General features: G+C 63.8%; 14 protein-coding genes. 6 read left to right on the top strand and 8 right to left on the bottom strand.

The features are described 5' to 3' along the window. The first annotated feature begins 94 nt into the window (after positions 1-94). Positions 95-1,486: a sensor histidine kinase gene (locus NKH02_RS17970; RefSeq protein ID WP_352880405.1), complete on the top strand. Its 1,392-nt coding sequence runs from the start codon at positions 95-97 to the stop codon at positions 1,484-1,486. Further along, positions 1,483-2,145: a LuxR C-terminal-related transcriptional regulator gene (locus NKH02_RS17975; RefSeq protein WP_352872440.1), complete on the top strand. Its 663-nt coding sequence runs from the start codon at positions 1,483-1,485 to the stop codon at positions 2,143-2,145. The genes NKH02_RS17970 and NKH02_RS17975 overlap by 4 nt, the downstream gene beginning before the upstream one ends. A gap of 75 nt (positions 2,146-2,220) precedes the next feature. Here the strand turns inward: NKH02_RS17975 and NKH02_RS17980 are convergent, their stop codons facing one another. Both NKH02_RS17980 and NKH02_RS17985 read right to left on the bottom strand, forming a co-directional pair. Continuing rightward, positions 2,221-2,676, bottom strand: coding sequence for a hypothetical protein (locus NKH02_RS17980; RefSeq protein WP_352880407.1), 456 nt, complete (start codon positions 2,674-2,676; stop codon positions 2,221-2,223). Between the two features lie 317 nt (positions 2,677-2,993). Beyond that, positions 2,994-3,464 carry a hypothetical protein gene (locus tag NKH02_RS17985; protein WP_352880409.1) on the bottom strand — a complete coding sequence of 157 codons (471 nt, stop codon included), beginning with the start codon at positions 3,462-3,464 and terminating at the stop codon, positions 2,994-2,996. A gap of 295 nt (positions 3,465-3,759) precedes the next feature. Here NKH02_RS17985 and NKH02_RS17990 point away from each other — a divergent pair, with 295 nt between their 5' ends. Next, the gene (locus NKH02_RS17990) at positions 3,760-5,763 is read left to right on the top strand and encodes a PhoX family protein (RefSeq protein WP_352880411.1); all 2,004 of its coding nucleotides are present in this window, start codon (positions 3,760-3,762) and stop codon (positions 5,761-5,763) included. A gap of 89 nt (positions 5,764-5,852) precedes the next feature. Here NKH02_RS17990 and NKH02_RS17995 read toward each other — a convergent pair whose 3' ends face one another. Next, the gene (locus tag NKH02_RS17995) at positions 5,853-7,043 is read right to left on the bottom strand and encodes a flavin-containing monooxygenase (protein WP_352872447.1); all 1,191 of its coding nucleotides are present in this window, start codon (positions 7,041-7,043) and stop codon (positions 5,853-5,855) included. Between the two features lie 349 nt (positions 7,044-7,392). Here NKH02_RS17995 and NKH02_RS18000 point away from each other — a divergent pair, with 349 nt between their 5' ends. Beyond that, the gene (locus NKH02_RS18000) at positions 7,393-8,430 is read left to right on the top strand and encodes a phosphatidylglycerol lysyltransferase domain-containing protein (protein ID WP_352872449.1); all 1,038 of its coding nucleotides are present in this window, start codon (positions 7,393-7,395) and stop codon (positions 8,428-8,430) included. A gap of 30 nt (positions 8,431-8,460) precedes the next feature. Here NKH02_RS18000 and NKH02_RS18005 read toward each other — a convergent pair whose 3' ends face one another. Together NKH02_RS18005 and NKH02_RS18010 are read right to left on the bottom strand one after the other, a co-directional pair. Further along, positions 8,461-9,222, bottom strand: coding sequence for an ABC transporter permease (locus NKH02_RS18005; protein WP_352872455.1), 762 nt, complete (start codon positions 9,220-9,222; stop codon positions 8,461-8,463). 14 nt (positions 9,223-9,236) lie between these two features. Further along, complete coding sequence (locus NKH02_RS18010; RefSeq protein WP_352872451.1) at positions 9,237-10,163, bottom strand: ABC transporter ATP-binding protein; 927 nt, start codon at positions 10,161-10,163, stop codon at positions 9,237-9,239. A 251-nt stretch (positions 10,164-10,414) separates the two neighbouring features. Here NKH02_RS18010 and NKH02_RS18015 point away from each other — a divergent pair, with 251 nt between their 5' ends. Together NKH02_RS18015 and NKH02_RS18020 are read left to right on the top strand one after the other, a co-directional pair. Then, the gene (locus NKH02_RS18015) at positions 10,415-11,776 is read left to right on the top strand and encodes a cytochrome ubiquinol oxidase subunit I (RefSeq protein WP_352872453.1); all 1,362 of its coding nucleotides are present in this window, start codon (positions 10,415-10,417) and stop codon (positions 11,774-11,776) included. Between the two features lie 344 nt (positions 11,777-12,120). After that, positions 12,121-13,125: a cytochrome d ubiquinol oxidase subunit II gene (locus NKH02_RS18020; RefSeq protein ID WP_352880412.1), complete on the top strand. Its 1,005-nt coding sequence runs from the start codon at positions 12,121-12,123 to the stop codon at positions 13,123-13,125. Positions 13,126-13,163: 38 nt separating this feature from the next. On the opposite strand, the gene msrA is transcribed toward NKH02_RS18020, so the two are convergent. The 3 genes from msrA to NKH02_RS18035 form a co-directional block, all read right to left on the bottom strand. Beyond that, complete coding sequence (msrA, locus tag NKH02_RS18025; protein WP_352880413.1) at positions 13,164-13,889, bottom strand: peptide-methionine (S)-S-oxide reductase MsrA; 726 nt, start codon at positions 13,887-13,889, stop codon at positions 13,164-13,166. 416 nt (positions 13,890-14,305) lie between these two features. Then, the gene (locus tag NKH02_RS18030) at positions 14,306-14,503 is read right to left on the bottom strand and encodes a hypothetical protein (protein WP_502913825.1); all 198 of its coding nucleotides are present in this window, start codon (positions 14,501-14,503) and stop codon (positions 14,306-14,308) included. Between the two features lie 104 nt (positions 14,504-14,607). Next, the gene (locus NKH02_RS18035; protein WP_352880415.1) at positions 14,608-15,306 is read right to left on the bottom strand and encodes a DUF1223 domain-containing protein; all 699 of its coding nucleotides are present in this window, start codon (positions 15,304-15,306) and stop codon (positions 14,608-14,610) included. Between the last annotated feature and the right edge of the window lie 250 nt (positions 15,307-15,556).

Below are 15,556 nucleotides of genomic sequence, written 5' to 3' on the forward strand. Positions count from 1 at the left end.
ACCTCGACCAAACGTAAGGTCTTGGCAACGGCAAGACGGAAGCTCAATGTGCTGAAATCGCCCAACCTATCGATTGAAGGGCGGTCAGGGGATCATGATTCGTATTTTTCAAAACTTGGCGCGGCGCTGGAGCGAGCTTTCCCTTGCTCTGCAATTCGTCGTTGCCGGCGGCTTTGGCCTGCTCGCGGTCATGCTGGTGGTGGGCGCCTGGGTGACGGGTCAGATCCGGGATGGCGTCATCCGCAATTCGGCCGCCACGACGGCGCTGTATGTCGACAGCGTGATCGCGCCCCTGCTTCCCGATTTGCGCAAGCAGCATGAGCTCAGCGACTCCGTCAAGCAGGCGCTCGACGAGACGCTTGGCCAGGGCGCGCTCGGCAAGCGCCTCGTATCGTTCAAGCTCTGGACCCGCGACGGCACGATTCTCTATGCGAAGGAGACGGCGCAGATCGGCCGCCGCTTCGATCCGAGCGACAACCTGCGTTCCGCCTTCGAGGGCAGTGTCGTCGCCGAATTCAATACGTTCGATGACGATGAAGATGAGGAGAGGGCTTCCGGCCTGCCATTGCTGGAGATCTACAATCCCGTGCGCGAGCCGTGGTCCGGCGAGGTGGTGGCCGTCACCGAATTCTATGAGATCGCCGACGACTTCAAAGCCACGCTGGCTTCCGCTTTGTGGTCAAGCTGGCTGGTCGTGGCCGGCGCGACGCTGGCGGCCTTCCTGCTCCTGTCGGGCATCGTCCTGCGCGGCAGCCGCACCATCGACGATCAGCGCGGGGCGCTGCGCCGCCAGGTGTCGGAGCTGCAGGGTCTGGTGACGCAGAACAGCGCCTTGCGACTGCGCGTGCAGAGGGCGTCCCGTCGCGCCACCGCGCTCAACGAAAGATATTTGCGACGCATCGGCGCCGATCTCCATGACGGTCCGGCGCAACTCGTGGCGCTGGCGGCGCTGCGCATGGATAGTCCGGTGTTTTCCGGCGATGGCCATTCGGGTGAAAGCCGCTCGACCGAGGTCGCGATGATCCGCAAGACACTGGAGGATGCGCTGCGCGAAATACGCGGTATCTGCACCGGCCTGGTCCTGCCGCAGATCGAAACGGCTGCCGCGAGCGACATTCTTCGGCTGGCCGTCAACGAACACCAGCTGCGGACGGGAACGTCCGTGACCCTCACGCTGGCCGGGCAGTTGCCAGAACCTGGCGCCTCGGAGAAGATCAGCATCTATCGGTTCGTGCAGGAAGGGCTGAACAACGCCTATCGCCACGCGCGAGGCAAGGATCAGGCGGTGAGTGCCGGGATGAAGGGTGGCAGGCTTTTCGTTGAAGTATCGGATGCCGGGCCAGGCTTCGATCCCGCACGGGACGAGGGCCTCGGGCTCGCCGGTCTCAGAGAGCGGGTCGAAAGCATTGGCGGCCAGTTTGAAACCTTGACCGGGCCGCACGGCACGCGATTGGTGATCCGTCTATCGGTCGAGGAGCAAGCATGACTGGCGCCATTCGCATCGCCATTATCGACGATCATCCCCTCTTTCGCGAAGGTGTGACGCGCAGCCTGTCGGAGATCGGAGGCTTCGAGGTGGCTGGCGAGGGTGCCACGGCGCAGGATGCCGAACGCATCGCCGCGACGGTGCGGCCCGACATATTGCTGCTCGACATTTCAATGCCGGGCGGCGGTCTGGCCGCGGTCGCAAGCATCCTCGCCGGCCATCCCGCCCAAAAGATCGTCATGCTGACCGTTTCGGAGGCCAATGCCGATGTGACCATGGCCCTGAACGCAGGGGTGTGCGGCTATGTCCTCAAAGGTATCGGATCGCGCGCGCTTGCCGACATCCTGCGCAATGTGGCGGCCGGCGAAAGCTATCTTTCGCCGACGCTGTCGGCCCGACTGCTTTCGGATCTCCAGTCCCAGCAGCCGACCAACGGCATAGCGGACCGGCTGCGGCAACTCACCGAGCGGCAGACGGAAATCCTGCGGCTGGTGGCGGAGGGGCTGAGCAACAAGGAAGTCGCCTTGCGGCTGGAACTTCAGGAGAAGACCGTCAAGCATCACATGACCGGCGTGCTGTCGAAACTCAATGTGCGAAACCGCACCGAAGCAGCCTTGATGATGCGTGAGGCGCGCGACCGCGACAGGAACCAGTCTTAAGCCGCAAAACGAGGTCACCTCCGCCGGGGGCGGCGGAGGTGACATGCGAAGCCGGCCGTTGCCTGTTGGCTAGCTTCACAAGGTCTTGAGACGGCTGACATCGGCCGGCGTGGCCCGGCGGTCGATGATCGTGCGACCGAATGCATCCTCCATCCTGAAACGACCATTCTCGATCTTTTCCGTTATGCCATCGGGATGCCGGACCGTGATCTTGTTGCCTGTCACGTCGACCTCTTTGACATGGCTCGCGCTATTGTCGTTCTTACCTCTGTTGGCTCCCGACTGGCCAGCATTGCCACTGTTGCCATTCCCGCTGCTGCTGTTGCCGCTATTGCCGCCACCGCTGTTGCCGCCGTTTCCACCGCCGCTGTTGCCACCGCCATTGCCACCCTTTTCTGCCTGTGCGCTGGCGGCGTAAATCCCGGGAACGGAGCCGTCGAAGGCAATCTGATAGGGAGCGATGGTCAACGCCAGCGCAGCCGCGGATTTGAGCGCAAGCCGGCAACAACGGGTCGTGAGCGATCTGTGCATCCTGATCTCCGTCGATTGAGCCCGGCCCGCCCACTCTCAAACGCTGCAGTTGCAACCAACATCGCCGAAAGACGTGGTGCCCGGAAGCGACCTCCGACCGTTGCGGTTGTCTCCTAGGACTTTTGGAAGCGCAAGGTTGGACTAAAGTCCTACACATGTGCTAAGAGGTGCCGTATGAACGGCGGCGCGACCGCCGATGGCCATCGGGAAACTGGCTTTCCCGATGCCTGGCGGCGGCAGACGCCGGACATCAAGTCACCTCCGCCGGGGGCGGCGGAGGTGACTTGTGAAGCCGGCCGCTGCCTACTGGCCTTGCCTCACAATGCCTGGAGGCGACTGAAATCGCGCGCCGTCGCCGGACGTTCGATGATCGTGCGGCCGAGGGCATCCTTCATCTCGAAACGATCATTCTCGATTTCTTCCGTGGTGCCATCGGGATGCTCGACCTTGATCTTGTCGCCGTCCACTTCGACCTTGTCGCCAGTGGCCGCATTGACATGATGACCGGCTCCGCCGTTGTCGGATCCGGAATTGTCGGTTGCGCCATGGTCGTTGCCGGCGCCATCGCCGCCGCCGCCGGGCCCGGAATTGCCGCTGTTTCCGCTGGCACTTCCACCGCTTCCACCACCGCTGCCATCATGTCCGCCATCCTTGGCATGCGCGGCCGCGGCAACGATGCCAGAAGCGGAGTCATGGAAGGCGGGTTGATAGGGGGCGACGGCCAGCGCCAATGCCGATGTCGCTCTCAGAGTCAGCCAGCGATAGCGGGTGGGGATCGATCCGCGCATCCCGGTCCTCCTCTTCATCAGGCCGATGCCGAAATTGGCAAGCGGCCGACCATTGCCGGCATAGCGGCTTTGGCATAGGGGGCCTACGACCGATGCCGCGCCAACAGGGACCTTTGCTTGGCCTGATCGGGGACCTTGGTCCCCACATTGCGCCGTTGCGAAAGGGGTCGGCTGCCGAGATCGTGGAACGCGGTTGAAAGCGGCCTGAGCTGTCACGAAAATGTGATCGACCGGATATAAGGGGTTAAACAGGCAACACGCTCCAGCCATCCCCAAAGCCAGAGGCAAGCCCCAGATGACCGAACATCGCTCTCCCGACGCCCGCTTCCGCACTAGCCTGCTCGAGGAAAACGACGGCCCGGCAACCAACCCCACCGACAACCGCACCATGGGCGAGATCATCGCCGCGCGGTTCTCGCGCCGTGGCTTCCTCAAGGGCTCGCTGGCCGTCTCGGCCATCGCCGCCACCGTCAGCCCACTGGCGCTGGTCAGCGCCGACGAGGCCCGGGCCGCCGATGGTTCGGCCTTCGCGTTCGACGAGTTGGAGGCCGGCATCGACGACAAGCACCATGTCGCGCCCGGCTACGACGCCGATGTGCTGTTGCGCTGGGGCGATCCGCTGTTTGCCGATTCGCCGGAGTTCGACCCGGCGAAACAGTCGGCGCAGGCTCAGGCGAAGCAGTTCGGCTACAACAACGACTATGTCGGCTACATCGCGATCGACGGTTCGGCCGAACATGGCCTGCTGGTCGTCAACCACGAATACACCAACCCGCATCTCATGTTCCCGGGCATCGTCAAGATCGTCGAAAAGGATGGCAAGAAGTCGGCCGAAGTCGCACCGCTCTCGAAGGAGCAGGTCGATGTCGAGATGGCTGCCCATGGCGGCACCATCGTCGAGATCCGCAAGGTCTCGGGCAAATGGCAGGTGGTGCGCGACGGAAAGCTCAACCGCCGCATCACCTCCAACACCGAAATGGCGTTGTCCGGTCCGGTCGCCGGCCACGACCGCGTCAAGACCAATGCCGACCCGTCCGGCGCCAAGGTTTTCGGCACGCTCAACAATTGCGCCGGCGGCGTCACGCCCTGGGGCAGCTATGTGATGGCCGAGGAGAACATCCACGGCTATTTCTCCGGCGACCTGCCGGAGGGCCACAAGGAGGCCGCCAACTACAAGCGCCTGGGCATTCCCGAAGGCGCGTATGAATGGGCCGCGCATTACGATCGTTTCGACCTCGCCAAGGAGCCCAATGAGGCCAACCGCTTCGGATGGATCGTCGAGGTCGATGTCAACGACCCGACCTCGACGCCGAGGAAGCGCACCGCCATGGGCCGCTTCAAGCACGAGGGCGCCGAATCGATCGTCGCCAAGGACGGCCGCGTCGTCTTCTATCTCGGCGACGACGAGCGCTTCGATTATGTCTACAAATTCGTCACCAGGGCGGCGTTCAATCCGAACGACCATGCCGCCAACAAGGACCTTCTCGACGACGGCACGCTGCATGTCGCGAAGTTCGCCGACGACGGTTCGGTCGAATGGCTGCCGATCGTCTTCGGCCAGGGGCCGCTGACGACCGAAAACGGCTTTGCCAGCCAGGCCGACGTGCTGATCGAAACACGCCGCGCCGCCGACCTGCTCGGCGCCACCAAGATGGACCGCCCCGAAGACATCCAGCCCAATGCCGTCAACGGCAAGGTCTATGTCATGCTGACCAACAATTCGAAGCGCAAGGCAGACCAGGTCGATGCCGCCAACCCGCGCGCCGAAAACGCCTTCGGCCACATCATCGAAATATCGGAGGATGGCGGCGATTTCGCCGCTGCCAAGGGCAAGTGGGAAGTGCTGCTGAAATGCGGCGATCCCACCGTGGCCGATGTCGGCGCCACCTTCTCGACGGCGACGACGGCCAATGGCTGGTTCGGCATGCCCGACAATTGCGCGGTCGATTCGGCCGGTCGCCTGTGGGTGGCCACCGACGGCCAGGGCCCGAAAGCCACCGGCCGCACCGACGGCCTGTGGGCGGTGGACACCGAAGGGTCGGCGCGGGCGACCTCGAAACTGTTCTTCCGCGTGCCGATCGGCGCCGAAATGTGCGGTCCGCTGTTCGCACCGGACGATCAGACCGCCTTCGTCGCCGTCCAGCATCCGGGCGATGGCGGCGAGGACTGGGAGCCGTTCGGCCGCCCATCCTACTACGAGGACCTGTCGACGCGCTGGCCCGACTTCAAGCCCGACATGCCGGTGCGGCCGGCGGTGGTCGCCATCACCAAACAGGGTGGCGGCAAGATCGCGGTCTGATATCAGGCACTCGTTTGCAACTGGTGCTCACCCTGCTCGCGGAGGGACTTGCTAATGGAGGTCGTGGGTTCCGGCGGCTCGAGCCGAAATCAGCGTGAGGCACCGGACGAGGCGCCAGCGGAACCTGCGATCCGTTTGGCGATCGCCTTGGCCAGGATGCCGGCATTGGCGAAACAGCCGCGAATGCTTGGCCGCATGCCGGTGAACCACAGGCCGGGGAATTTCGGATCGGATTGGCCGCCATTGAAGAGCGGAACGCCCTTGCCGTCGAGCACGCCGAGCTTGCCGACCATGGGCTCCAGCCCGGTGCGATAGCCTGTCGCCGCAATGACGATGTCGGGATAGACCAGACTGCCATTGGCCAGTATCACGCCGTCGCGGGTGAATTCCCGTATGGCTGGCACCACGGTAATCTTGCCCGATTTGATGGCGCTGACCGCGCCGTCGTCGGCGGCGATCGCGGTATAGTCCGAGGTCAACCGGCTGGCGCCGCCCGAGGGCGCTGGCGGCAGGCCGAATTTGGTCAGGTCGCCGAAAACCAGGCGCTGCGTTGCCGCCATCACCGCATCGGCGATCCACAACGGCAAGCGCGCCATGAGCGGCGAAAGCCTGTGTACTGCGACCTTGCCGACCCGCTTGGGCAGCAAAGCGGGGCCGTTGCGGGCCGACAGCCAGATGGCTGCCGTGTTTATGCCGGCCAGATGATTGAGCGCGTCGAAACCCGAATTGCCGGCGCCTACGACCAGCACTTTTTGGCCCGCATAGCCCTGCGCGTCGCCGAAATCCGCCGAATGGATGATGCGGCCGGCGAAATCCTTCATGCCTTTCCATTCGGGAATGAACGGCAGCCTGTCGCGGCCAGTGGCGATGACGACATTGCGGGCAAGGCGCGGTCCGGCGCTGGTCCGCAGCGCCCAATGATCGCCCTTGAAGGTGATCTCTTCGACAGCGACGCCAAACTGCACCGGCAGCCGGTTCTCCCCACTGAAATCATTCATGTGGCGGATGACGGCCGTCCTTTGCGGAAAGGCAGGCGTGCCGGGGGGATAGGCAAGGCCGGGCAGCGAAGAAAGATTGCGGTGGGTGTTGAGATGCAACTGCTGATGCCGCCGATGCCAGGGTTCGGCCAGCCGGCTTTCCTTTTCCAGGATTGCCGTCGGAACGCCGGCGTTCATCAAGGCATGCGCCGCGACCAGTCCGGCAACACCGGCGCCGACGACGATTGCCGGCTCGACCGTTATCGGCAGGTCCGCAACCGATCGGATTGTCGTATCAGTCATTCACCCTCGAATCCCCATTCGACCATTGCAGCAAGCTCGCAGGGCGCTGTAACCGTTTGATCCCGTGCAGGATCCATAGAGCAAACCGCCACTGATTTTCCAGCCATACGATTTTCGAGCCATCCATTGGGCCGCGATTGCGCTCTGTATGGCATATGCGCGATATCAGCGGTAATCAGGTCGCGGCAATGTGATTGATTCGAGGCCTTTGGGGGCTGGTCTCTGTCATCCCCACGCGCATGCCCGGAGTCAGGGTTCGGTTTTCAAGGTCATGCGCAGAATCAAAGTGTTACAGCACCTTTGCGCGTCTTGAACGCGCGACGCTGTGGCGGCACGCGGAATCTCGACCATGCCCTCCTTGCGGATCTATTTCGACAAAATCCTTGAGGGCGCCGCGCCCAAGGTGGCGCGGCAGGAGCTGACGCATGTCGAGCGCCTGGCGCTGGTTCGCCGCCATGGTGACTTCTCGCTAGCCTATTCCAGCGCCGTTCAAAACAAGCTTTCCTATTTCGGCGACGCCGACGGCTACATCGCCTTCGGCACCAAGATGAAGCATCATTTCGCGCTCGGCGACCCGGTGGCGGCTCCAATGCTGCGGTCCGACTACATCAGACGCTTCGTCGAGACCGGCGGCAGCCCGTGGTTCGTGCAGATCGGCGAGGAGACCGCGCGCGTGCTGGCCGGACTCGGCTACAAGGTCAATCGGCTCGGCATCGATACGCGCCTCACCCTGCCTGATCATGATTTTTCCGGAAAGCGCAACGAGACCGTGCGCTACTCCGAGCGTTGGCTGTTGAAGAAGGGCTTCTCGTTCGAAGAGGACAAGCGCACGATCCACCTCGACGAGATCGCCCGGCTCTCCGACAACTGGCGCGGCGACCGCATCGTCAAGCGTAGGGAAATGGGCTTTCTCAACCGCCCGTTCGCCGACCATCTCGGCATCGATATGCGCCGTTTCGTCCTGCATGGTCCCAATGGCGAGCTGGTCGCCTTGCTCGACTTCGACCCATTGTATCGCGACGACAAGGTCATCGGCTACACCACCGCCTTCAAGCGCAAGCATATCGATGCCTCGCCGCATGCCGAGATCGGCCTGACCAAATTCGCCGTCGACCGTTTTCGCGAGCAAGGCATCTCGGTGGTGACGCTCGGCCTGTCGCCGCTCGTCGATATCGGTCCGAGCGGATTTCCCGAAAGCGATTTCTGGCGCAACACCTTCCAGCGCGCCTACGATTCTGCCTGGGTCAACCGCCGCAGGTTCAACCTGCAAGGCCAGGCGGCGTTCAAGCGCCGCTTCCACGGTGTCGAGGAGCCGGTCTACATCGCCTTCCGCAAGGGGACGTATGTCGAGATGCTGGGGTTGCTGCGGCTCGTCAAGGCGATCTAGACCTGGCTGCGGCTCAGGCACTTTCGCCGCTCAGTTCCTCAGCCGGTAACCGGTCCTGAAGATCCAGGCGACGATCGTTATGCAGATGGCCAGGAAGACGACCGTCATGCCTAGGCTGATGCCGACCGAGACGTCGGACTTGCCGTAAAAGCTCCAGCGGAAGCCGCTGATCAAATAGACGACCGGATTGAACAGTGTCACCGTGCGCCAGATGCCGGGCAGCATGTTGATCGAATAGAAGCTGCCGCCGAGGAAGGTCAGCGGCGTGATGATCAGCAGCGGCACCAGCTGCAACTGCTCGAAACTCTTTGCCCAGATGCCAATGATGAAGCCGAACAGGCTGAAGGTCACCGCCGTCAGCACCAGGAAGGCGACCATCCAGAACGGGTGCAGGATGGTAAGCGGCACGAACAGCGACGCTGTCGCCAGGATGATCAGGCCGAGGATGATCGACTTGGTCGCGGCACCGCCGACATAGGCGATGACGATCTCCAGATAGGAGACCGGCGCCGACAGCAATTCGTAGATCGAGCCGACGAATTTCGGGAAGTAGATGGCAAAGGAGGCGTTGGAGATCGACTGCGTCAAGAGCGACAGCATGATCAGGCCCGGCACGATGAAGGCGCCGTAGCTGATGCCGTCGATCTCGGTGATGCGCGAGCCGATGGCCGAGCCGAAGACGACGAAATACAGCGATGTCGAGATGACCGGCGAGACGATGCTCTGCAGCACGGTGCGGAAGGCACGCGCCATTTCCATCCGGTAGATCGCCCATACCGCACGTAGATTCATGGCCGGGCGCAGGTTCATGGCTCTCTCCTCACCAGATTGACGAAGATCTCCTCGAGCGAGCTGTTTTGCGTGTCGATGTCGCGGAACTGGATGCCGTCGGCCTCGAGGTCGCGGATGAGCGAGGCGACGCCCGGCCGCTCGGCCTGGTTGTCATAGGTGTAGGTCAGCTGCCCGCCATCGGCCGACAGCTCCAGCGCGTAGCTCGAGAACGCCTCCGGAATTGCGGGCAGCGGATTGCGCAGTTCAAGCACCAGCCGCTTGCGGCCGAGCTTGCGCATCAGTTCGGCCTTGTTCTCGACGAGGATGATCTCGCCGCGGTTGATGACGCCGACGCGGTCGGCCATCGCCTCGGCTTCCTCGATGTAATGCGTGGTCAGGATGATGGTGACGCCGTCCTCGCGCAGCCGGCGCACCATCGCCCACATGTCCTGGCGCAGCTCGACATCGACGCCGGCGGTCGGCTCGTCGAGGAACAGGACGCGCGGCTCGTGCGACAGCGCCTTGGCAATCATCAGCCGGCGCTTCATGCCGCCCGACAGCGTGATCGCCTTGGCGTCCTTCTTGTCCCACAGCGACAGGTCGCGCAGCACCTTCTCGACGAAGGCCGGGTTGGCCGGCTTGCCGAACAGGCCACGGCTATAGTTGACCGTCGCCCAGACGCTCTCGAAGGCGTCGATGGTCAGTTCCTGCGGCACCAGCCCGATCAGGCTGCGCGCGGCGCGATAGTCCCTGTTGATGTCGTGACCGTCGACGGTGACGGTGCCCGACGAGCGGTTGACGATGCCGCAAACGATCGAGATCAGCGTCGTCTTGCCGGCGCCGTTGGGCCCAAGCAGCGCAAAGATCTCACCACGCTGGATGTCGAGATTGACCTCCTTGAGCGCGGTAAAGCCGGTGGCGTAGGTCTTGGAGACCCCGGAAATGGACAGGATGGAAGGCATGGCTGAAAACGGCTGCTTGAAAGAGGTCCCTTGATATAGGCCGAATGTCGCTGTGCGCAACCGGAAGTCAATGCCGCTGCCGCCAGTTCTCGACAATGATTGCAGGGTCACGGGCGCTCAGGCCGAGCACGCGCCACGCCTGCGTCATGTTGGCAGGGCGCTGCGGCGTTCCGCCTCGCGGCGGGACGCCGCTTTGACCAGGCCCGGCTTGCGCCCTATTCTTCAATCACTAGAAGCAGCCGGAGCCCACCATGGACCCGCTCATCCTGTCGCGCATGCAATTCGGCGCCAATATCTCGTTCCACATCCTGTTTCCGACGATCACCATTGCGCTTGGCTGGGTGCTGCTGTTCTTCAAGCTACGCTACAACGCGACAGGCGATTCCGCCTGGATACGTGCGTATTTCACCTGGGTGAAGGTGTTCGCGCTGTCCTTCGCCATGGGTGTGGTTACCGGCGTCACCATGAGCTTCCAGTTCGGCACCAACTGGCCGGGCTATATGAAAACGGTCGGCAACATCGCCGGGCCGCTGCTGGCCTACGAAATCCTCACCGCCTTCTTCCTCGAGGCGGCCTTCCTCGGCATCATGCTGTTCGGCTTCCGCCGCGTCTCCAACCGCATCCACACGCTGGCGACGGTGCTGGTGGCTGGCGGCACCACCGTCTCGGCCTTCTGGATCATCGCGCTCAATTCCTGGATGCAGACGCCGGCCGGGTTTGAGATCCGCGACGGCGTGGCACACGCCGTCGACTGGTGGGCGATCCTCTTCAACCCGTCGATGCCCTACCGGCTCACCCACATGTTGCTCGCCTCCGGCCTGACGGTGTCGTTCCTGATTGCCGGCCTGTCGGCGCTGCGCTATCTCAACGGCGACCGCTCGGAATCGATGTGGAAGGCGCTGCGCACCGGCGTCTTCACCGCGGCTATCCTGATCCCGATCCAGATCTTCGCCGGCGACCAGCACGGGCTGAACACGCTGGAGCACCAGCCGCAGAAGATCGCCGCCATGGAGGCCAACTGGAACACCGGTCCCAACGTGCCGCTGGTGCTCTTCGCGCTGCCCGACGAGGCGGCCAAGGAAAACAGGTTCGAGATCGCCATTCCCGACGGGGCCAGCGTGGTGCTGCGGCACTCGACCAGCGGCGTGGTGCCGGGGCTGAACGACTATCCCGGCAACCATCCGCCGGTCTTCCCGGTGTTCTGGGGCTTCCGCATCATGGTCGGCACCGGCATCCTGATGCTCCTCGTCTCCTGGTCGGCCGCCTTCTTCCTCAAGCGCCGGCACAGGCTGCCGAAGCCGCTCGCTTTGCTGATGGTGCCGATGGCGCTGTCGGGCTGGCTGGCGACGCTGGCCGGCTGGTACACGACCGAGATCGGCCGCCAGCCCTGGCTGGTGACCGGCGTGCTGAAGACCGCCGACGCGGTCGGCCCGGTGGCCGGCAGCCATGTCGCGGTGACGCTCGCCATCTACCTTGTTCTCTATGCGTTTTTGCTGATCGCTTTTCTCGGCGTGCTGGTGCACCTGGCGCTGAAGGCGGCGAAGGATGGCGATAACTCGCCGCTGCCGGGCGTGCTCAACGCGCCGATGTCGCAGCCGGCCGCGGGGGAGTGATTGCCGAACCGAGGATCAGCTTAGCGTCCGATTTGCGGAGATATCATGCCAAAACAGACGGATAGACGATCGCCTCGGCCCGATTTGGCACTCCATCCCAGCGCCGGCGCCGCCCCTCACCTGCCTGCCGGCATCCTCTCCCCGTATAGTGGCGGGGAGAGGGACGCTGTCATCGGCGGTTTCGCCGACAACCAGCGCTGCAGAATAGGCGCCGAAGTTGCGGCCGGCCCCCTTCTCCCCGTCGTTATACGGGGAGAAGTGCCCGGCAGGGCGATGAGGGGCGGCTCCCGACTTTCATCCAATCGCGTGGCGATTGAACAGCTCCGGCGAGTGAGGAGAAGAAAATGACCTTCGACTGGCCAACCGCGCTCCCCCTCATCTTCGCCGGCCTGATGGGCCTCGCCATCCTGATCTACGTCATCCTCGACGGTTTCGACCTCGGCATCGGCATTCTCTTCGCCGCGGCGCAGGATGCCGAACAGGACACGATGATTGCCGCGATCGGCCCGTTCTGGGATGCAAACGAGACCTGGCTGGTGCTGGCCGTCGGCCTGCTGCTGGTCGCCTTCCCGCTGGCGCACGGTGTCATCCTGACCGCGCTCTACATTCCGGTGTTCGTGCTTCTGGTCGGGCTGATCCTGCGCGGCGTCGCCTTCGATTTCCGCGCCAAGGTGCCGACCGAGCGCAAGCACCGCTGGAACCGTATTTTCTTCCTGGGTTCCGTCATCGCTTCGCTGGCGCAGGGCTATATGCTGGGCGTCTACGTGCTCGGCCTCGATGTCGGCCTCGGCGGCATGGCGTTCGGCGTGCTGGTGGCGTTCTGCCTGGCTGCGGCCTACGCGGCGATGGGCGCTGCCTGGGTGATCTACAAGACCGAGGGCGAACTGCAGAAGAAGGCGGTGCGCTGGCTGCGCACGACGCTGGTGCTGACCGCGCTCGGCATGGTCGCCATCTCGCTGGCGACGCCCCTCGCCAGCCCGCGTATCTTCGACAAATGGTTCGTCTGGCCCTCGATGCTCTATCTGTCGCCGCTGCCGATCCTGTCGGCGCTGCTGTTTCTGTGGCTGTGGCGGCAGACCTTCCACCTGCCGAAGCCCGACGACCGCCATTCGCTGACGCCATTCCTGACGCTGGCCGCGATCTTCGCGCTCGGCTTTGCCGGGCTTGCCTGGTCGTTCTATCCGTTCGTGGTGCCGGATCGCCTGACCATCTGGCAAGCGGCCTCGGCACCGGAAAGCCTGGCCATCATCCTGGCCGGCACCGTCGTCGTGCTGCCGGTCATCATCTTCTATTCGTTCTACGCCTACCGGGTGTTCGGCGGGAAGGCGACGGATCTAACGTATGATTGAAGGTGTGATCTCCCCCTCAAGGGGGGAGATCATGCGCCTCAATTGCTCGCCGACAGCACCAGCACCGGCTTTTCGCTGTACAGCGTCGGGAACAGCGCCTTCAGGTTCGCCACCTTGGGCAGGTCGTTGTAGACGATGTAGGGATAGGTCGGGTTCAGCGTCAGGAAATCCTGATGATAGTTCTCCGCCGGATAGAAGGTCTTGCCGGTTTCCACCGTGGTGGCGATCGGCTCCGGGAACACCTTGGCCTGGTCGAGCTGGGCGATGTAGCTCTGCGCGATCTTCTTTTGCGCATCGTTTTCGGCAAAGATCGTCGAGCGGTACTGCGTGCCGGAGTCCGGTCCCTGGTAGTTCAGCTGCGTCGGGTTATGCGCGACCGAGAAATAGACCTGCAACAGCCGGCCGTAGGTCACCTCGGCCGGATCGTAGGTGATCTCGACGGATTCGGCGTGTCCGGTGCGGCCCGAGCCGACGGTCTCGTAGACGGCGGTGTCCTTGTCGCCGCCGGTGTAGCCGGAGATTGCCTTGGTCACGCCCTTGACGTGCTGGAACACGCCCTGCACGCCCCAGAAGCAGCCGCCGGCGAAAATCGCCTTCTGACTGCCGGCCGCCGCCTTTTCGTCCAAAGCCGGCGGCGGGATCTTCACCGCGTCCTCGGCAGAAACCGCCGGCGTCAGCCAGAAGGCGGCGCCCGCGGCGGCCAGCGCCAGCGCGGCGAGGGCGCCTTTGACAAAACCGAACGAACGATTCTTGATATTGGTCATGGTTGCACTCCTCATGGCTTCCATTGGGATCAGTCTATTGGATCAGGAACGGCGGCGCGATGCGTGAGTTGCGGCGGAACCTCACATTCGCGTGCGCCGGATGGGCGAAATCTTACCGTCGGCGCTGCCCCTCACTGTCCTGCCGGACATCTCTCCCCGTAAACGGGGAGAGAGCGGCTGGCCGCGACGCTGGCGTTTTTTCCTGCAACGCCGATGATTGGCGAAACCGTCGAAGAGCGCCCCTCTCCCCGTCACTATACGGGGAGAGGATGCCGGCAGGCAGGTGAGGGGCAGCGCCAAGGGCGGCCATTATTAATGGACGGCTGAGACGCGGCAGAACTAGTTTGCCGGCTTCATAGCATCCGTCGCCGGTTTCATTGCGTCAGCCGCCGGCTTCATGGCGTCAGCCGCTGGCTTCATCGAATTGTGGCCATCGGGTCGGCGGGCTTAATCGCGTCGGTCGCCGGCTTCATCGCTTCCGCGGCCGGCTTCATGGCATTGGCGACTGGCTTCATCGCATTGGCCGCGTCGTCGGCACGGGCGGCGGCAACCAGCGCCGTCGAGCACAAAGCGAGAGCGAGCGCCGGCAGCGTCAGGCGGGACAGAATGGTCATGGTGGTCTCCTCGGGGGTTGGTCGTTGAAGGCGCGCCCTCTTGGCGGCCGTGCTATGCGGCGCCGCGCGTGCGGCGTTTGCGCAATCTCTTGTTGAAGCGTGATCTAATTGGTCGCGGCGGCCAGGATCGGTCCGCCGCCTGGCGACTGGACGAGCACGGCGGTGCTCAGGCCGTCCGAAGCCGGCGGCAGATCCAGCGCGGTGGCGGCGCCGGTCCAGCCGCCGAGTTTCTCGAGCGAATGCACGACATTGGCGTGCGGCAGAGTGCGACCGGTGTTTTCGCCGCGCGCCACCGGCACCTCGACGACGCCTCGGAGATAGCGCACCAGCCAGACATCGGCCTTGCCGCCCGGTGCGGTGCCGGCGCCGATATTGACCTTGCCGCCGCCAAGTGACAGCGACGGACCGCTGATGCGGCCGGCACTTGCGATCAGCTGTTCGATCTCGCCGGGCACGGCGCCGACGACATCGGCATGGCCATTGACCACCACTTGCGGCGTGAACGGCCCGTCATGGCCGAGCGGCGGCTCGTAGCTGACCTGGCGCTGGGTGAATTCCTGGCGGCCGAATGTGTCCTTCCAGCCGAGATAGTCCCAGTAGGTGACGTTGAAGGACAGCGCCAGCACGCCGGGCTGGTCCTTGACCTTGATCAGATTGGCATTGGCCGGCGGGCAGGACGAGCAGCCCTGGCTGGTGAACAGCTCGACCACGGTGAGCGGCCGGGCGGCGGCCGCACCGAACGACACCGCCAGCGCAAGCGCGCAGAGGCTTGACACTGTGACGAACTTGCTGGACCCCGACATCGGCTTGCTCCGTGGACGGCGGCGCCTGGATGCACCACTCATGTCCCCACTTCGCCGCTGTCTGCGGCTTCGTTACAGAGCTCACCGGTTTGTGATGAAGGTTCGTCGCTTTGCGGCGCTGGAGAGGGTTACCGGCGGTCGCGGCAAGCCAATCTCCCCCCTCGTGCAGGGCTGTCCGGGGAAATTTATTCATATATGAAGGCCATCTGATTGAGGGAGGATCGGTCTCTTGGTCGGCTCGGATTGACCG

Origin of the sequence: Mesorhizobium sp. M1396, from assembly GCF_040317725.1 — a bacterium.
Taxonomy (GTDB): domain Bacteria; phylum Pseudomonadota; class Alphaproteobacteria; order Rhizobiales; family Rhizobiaceae; genus Mesorhizobium.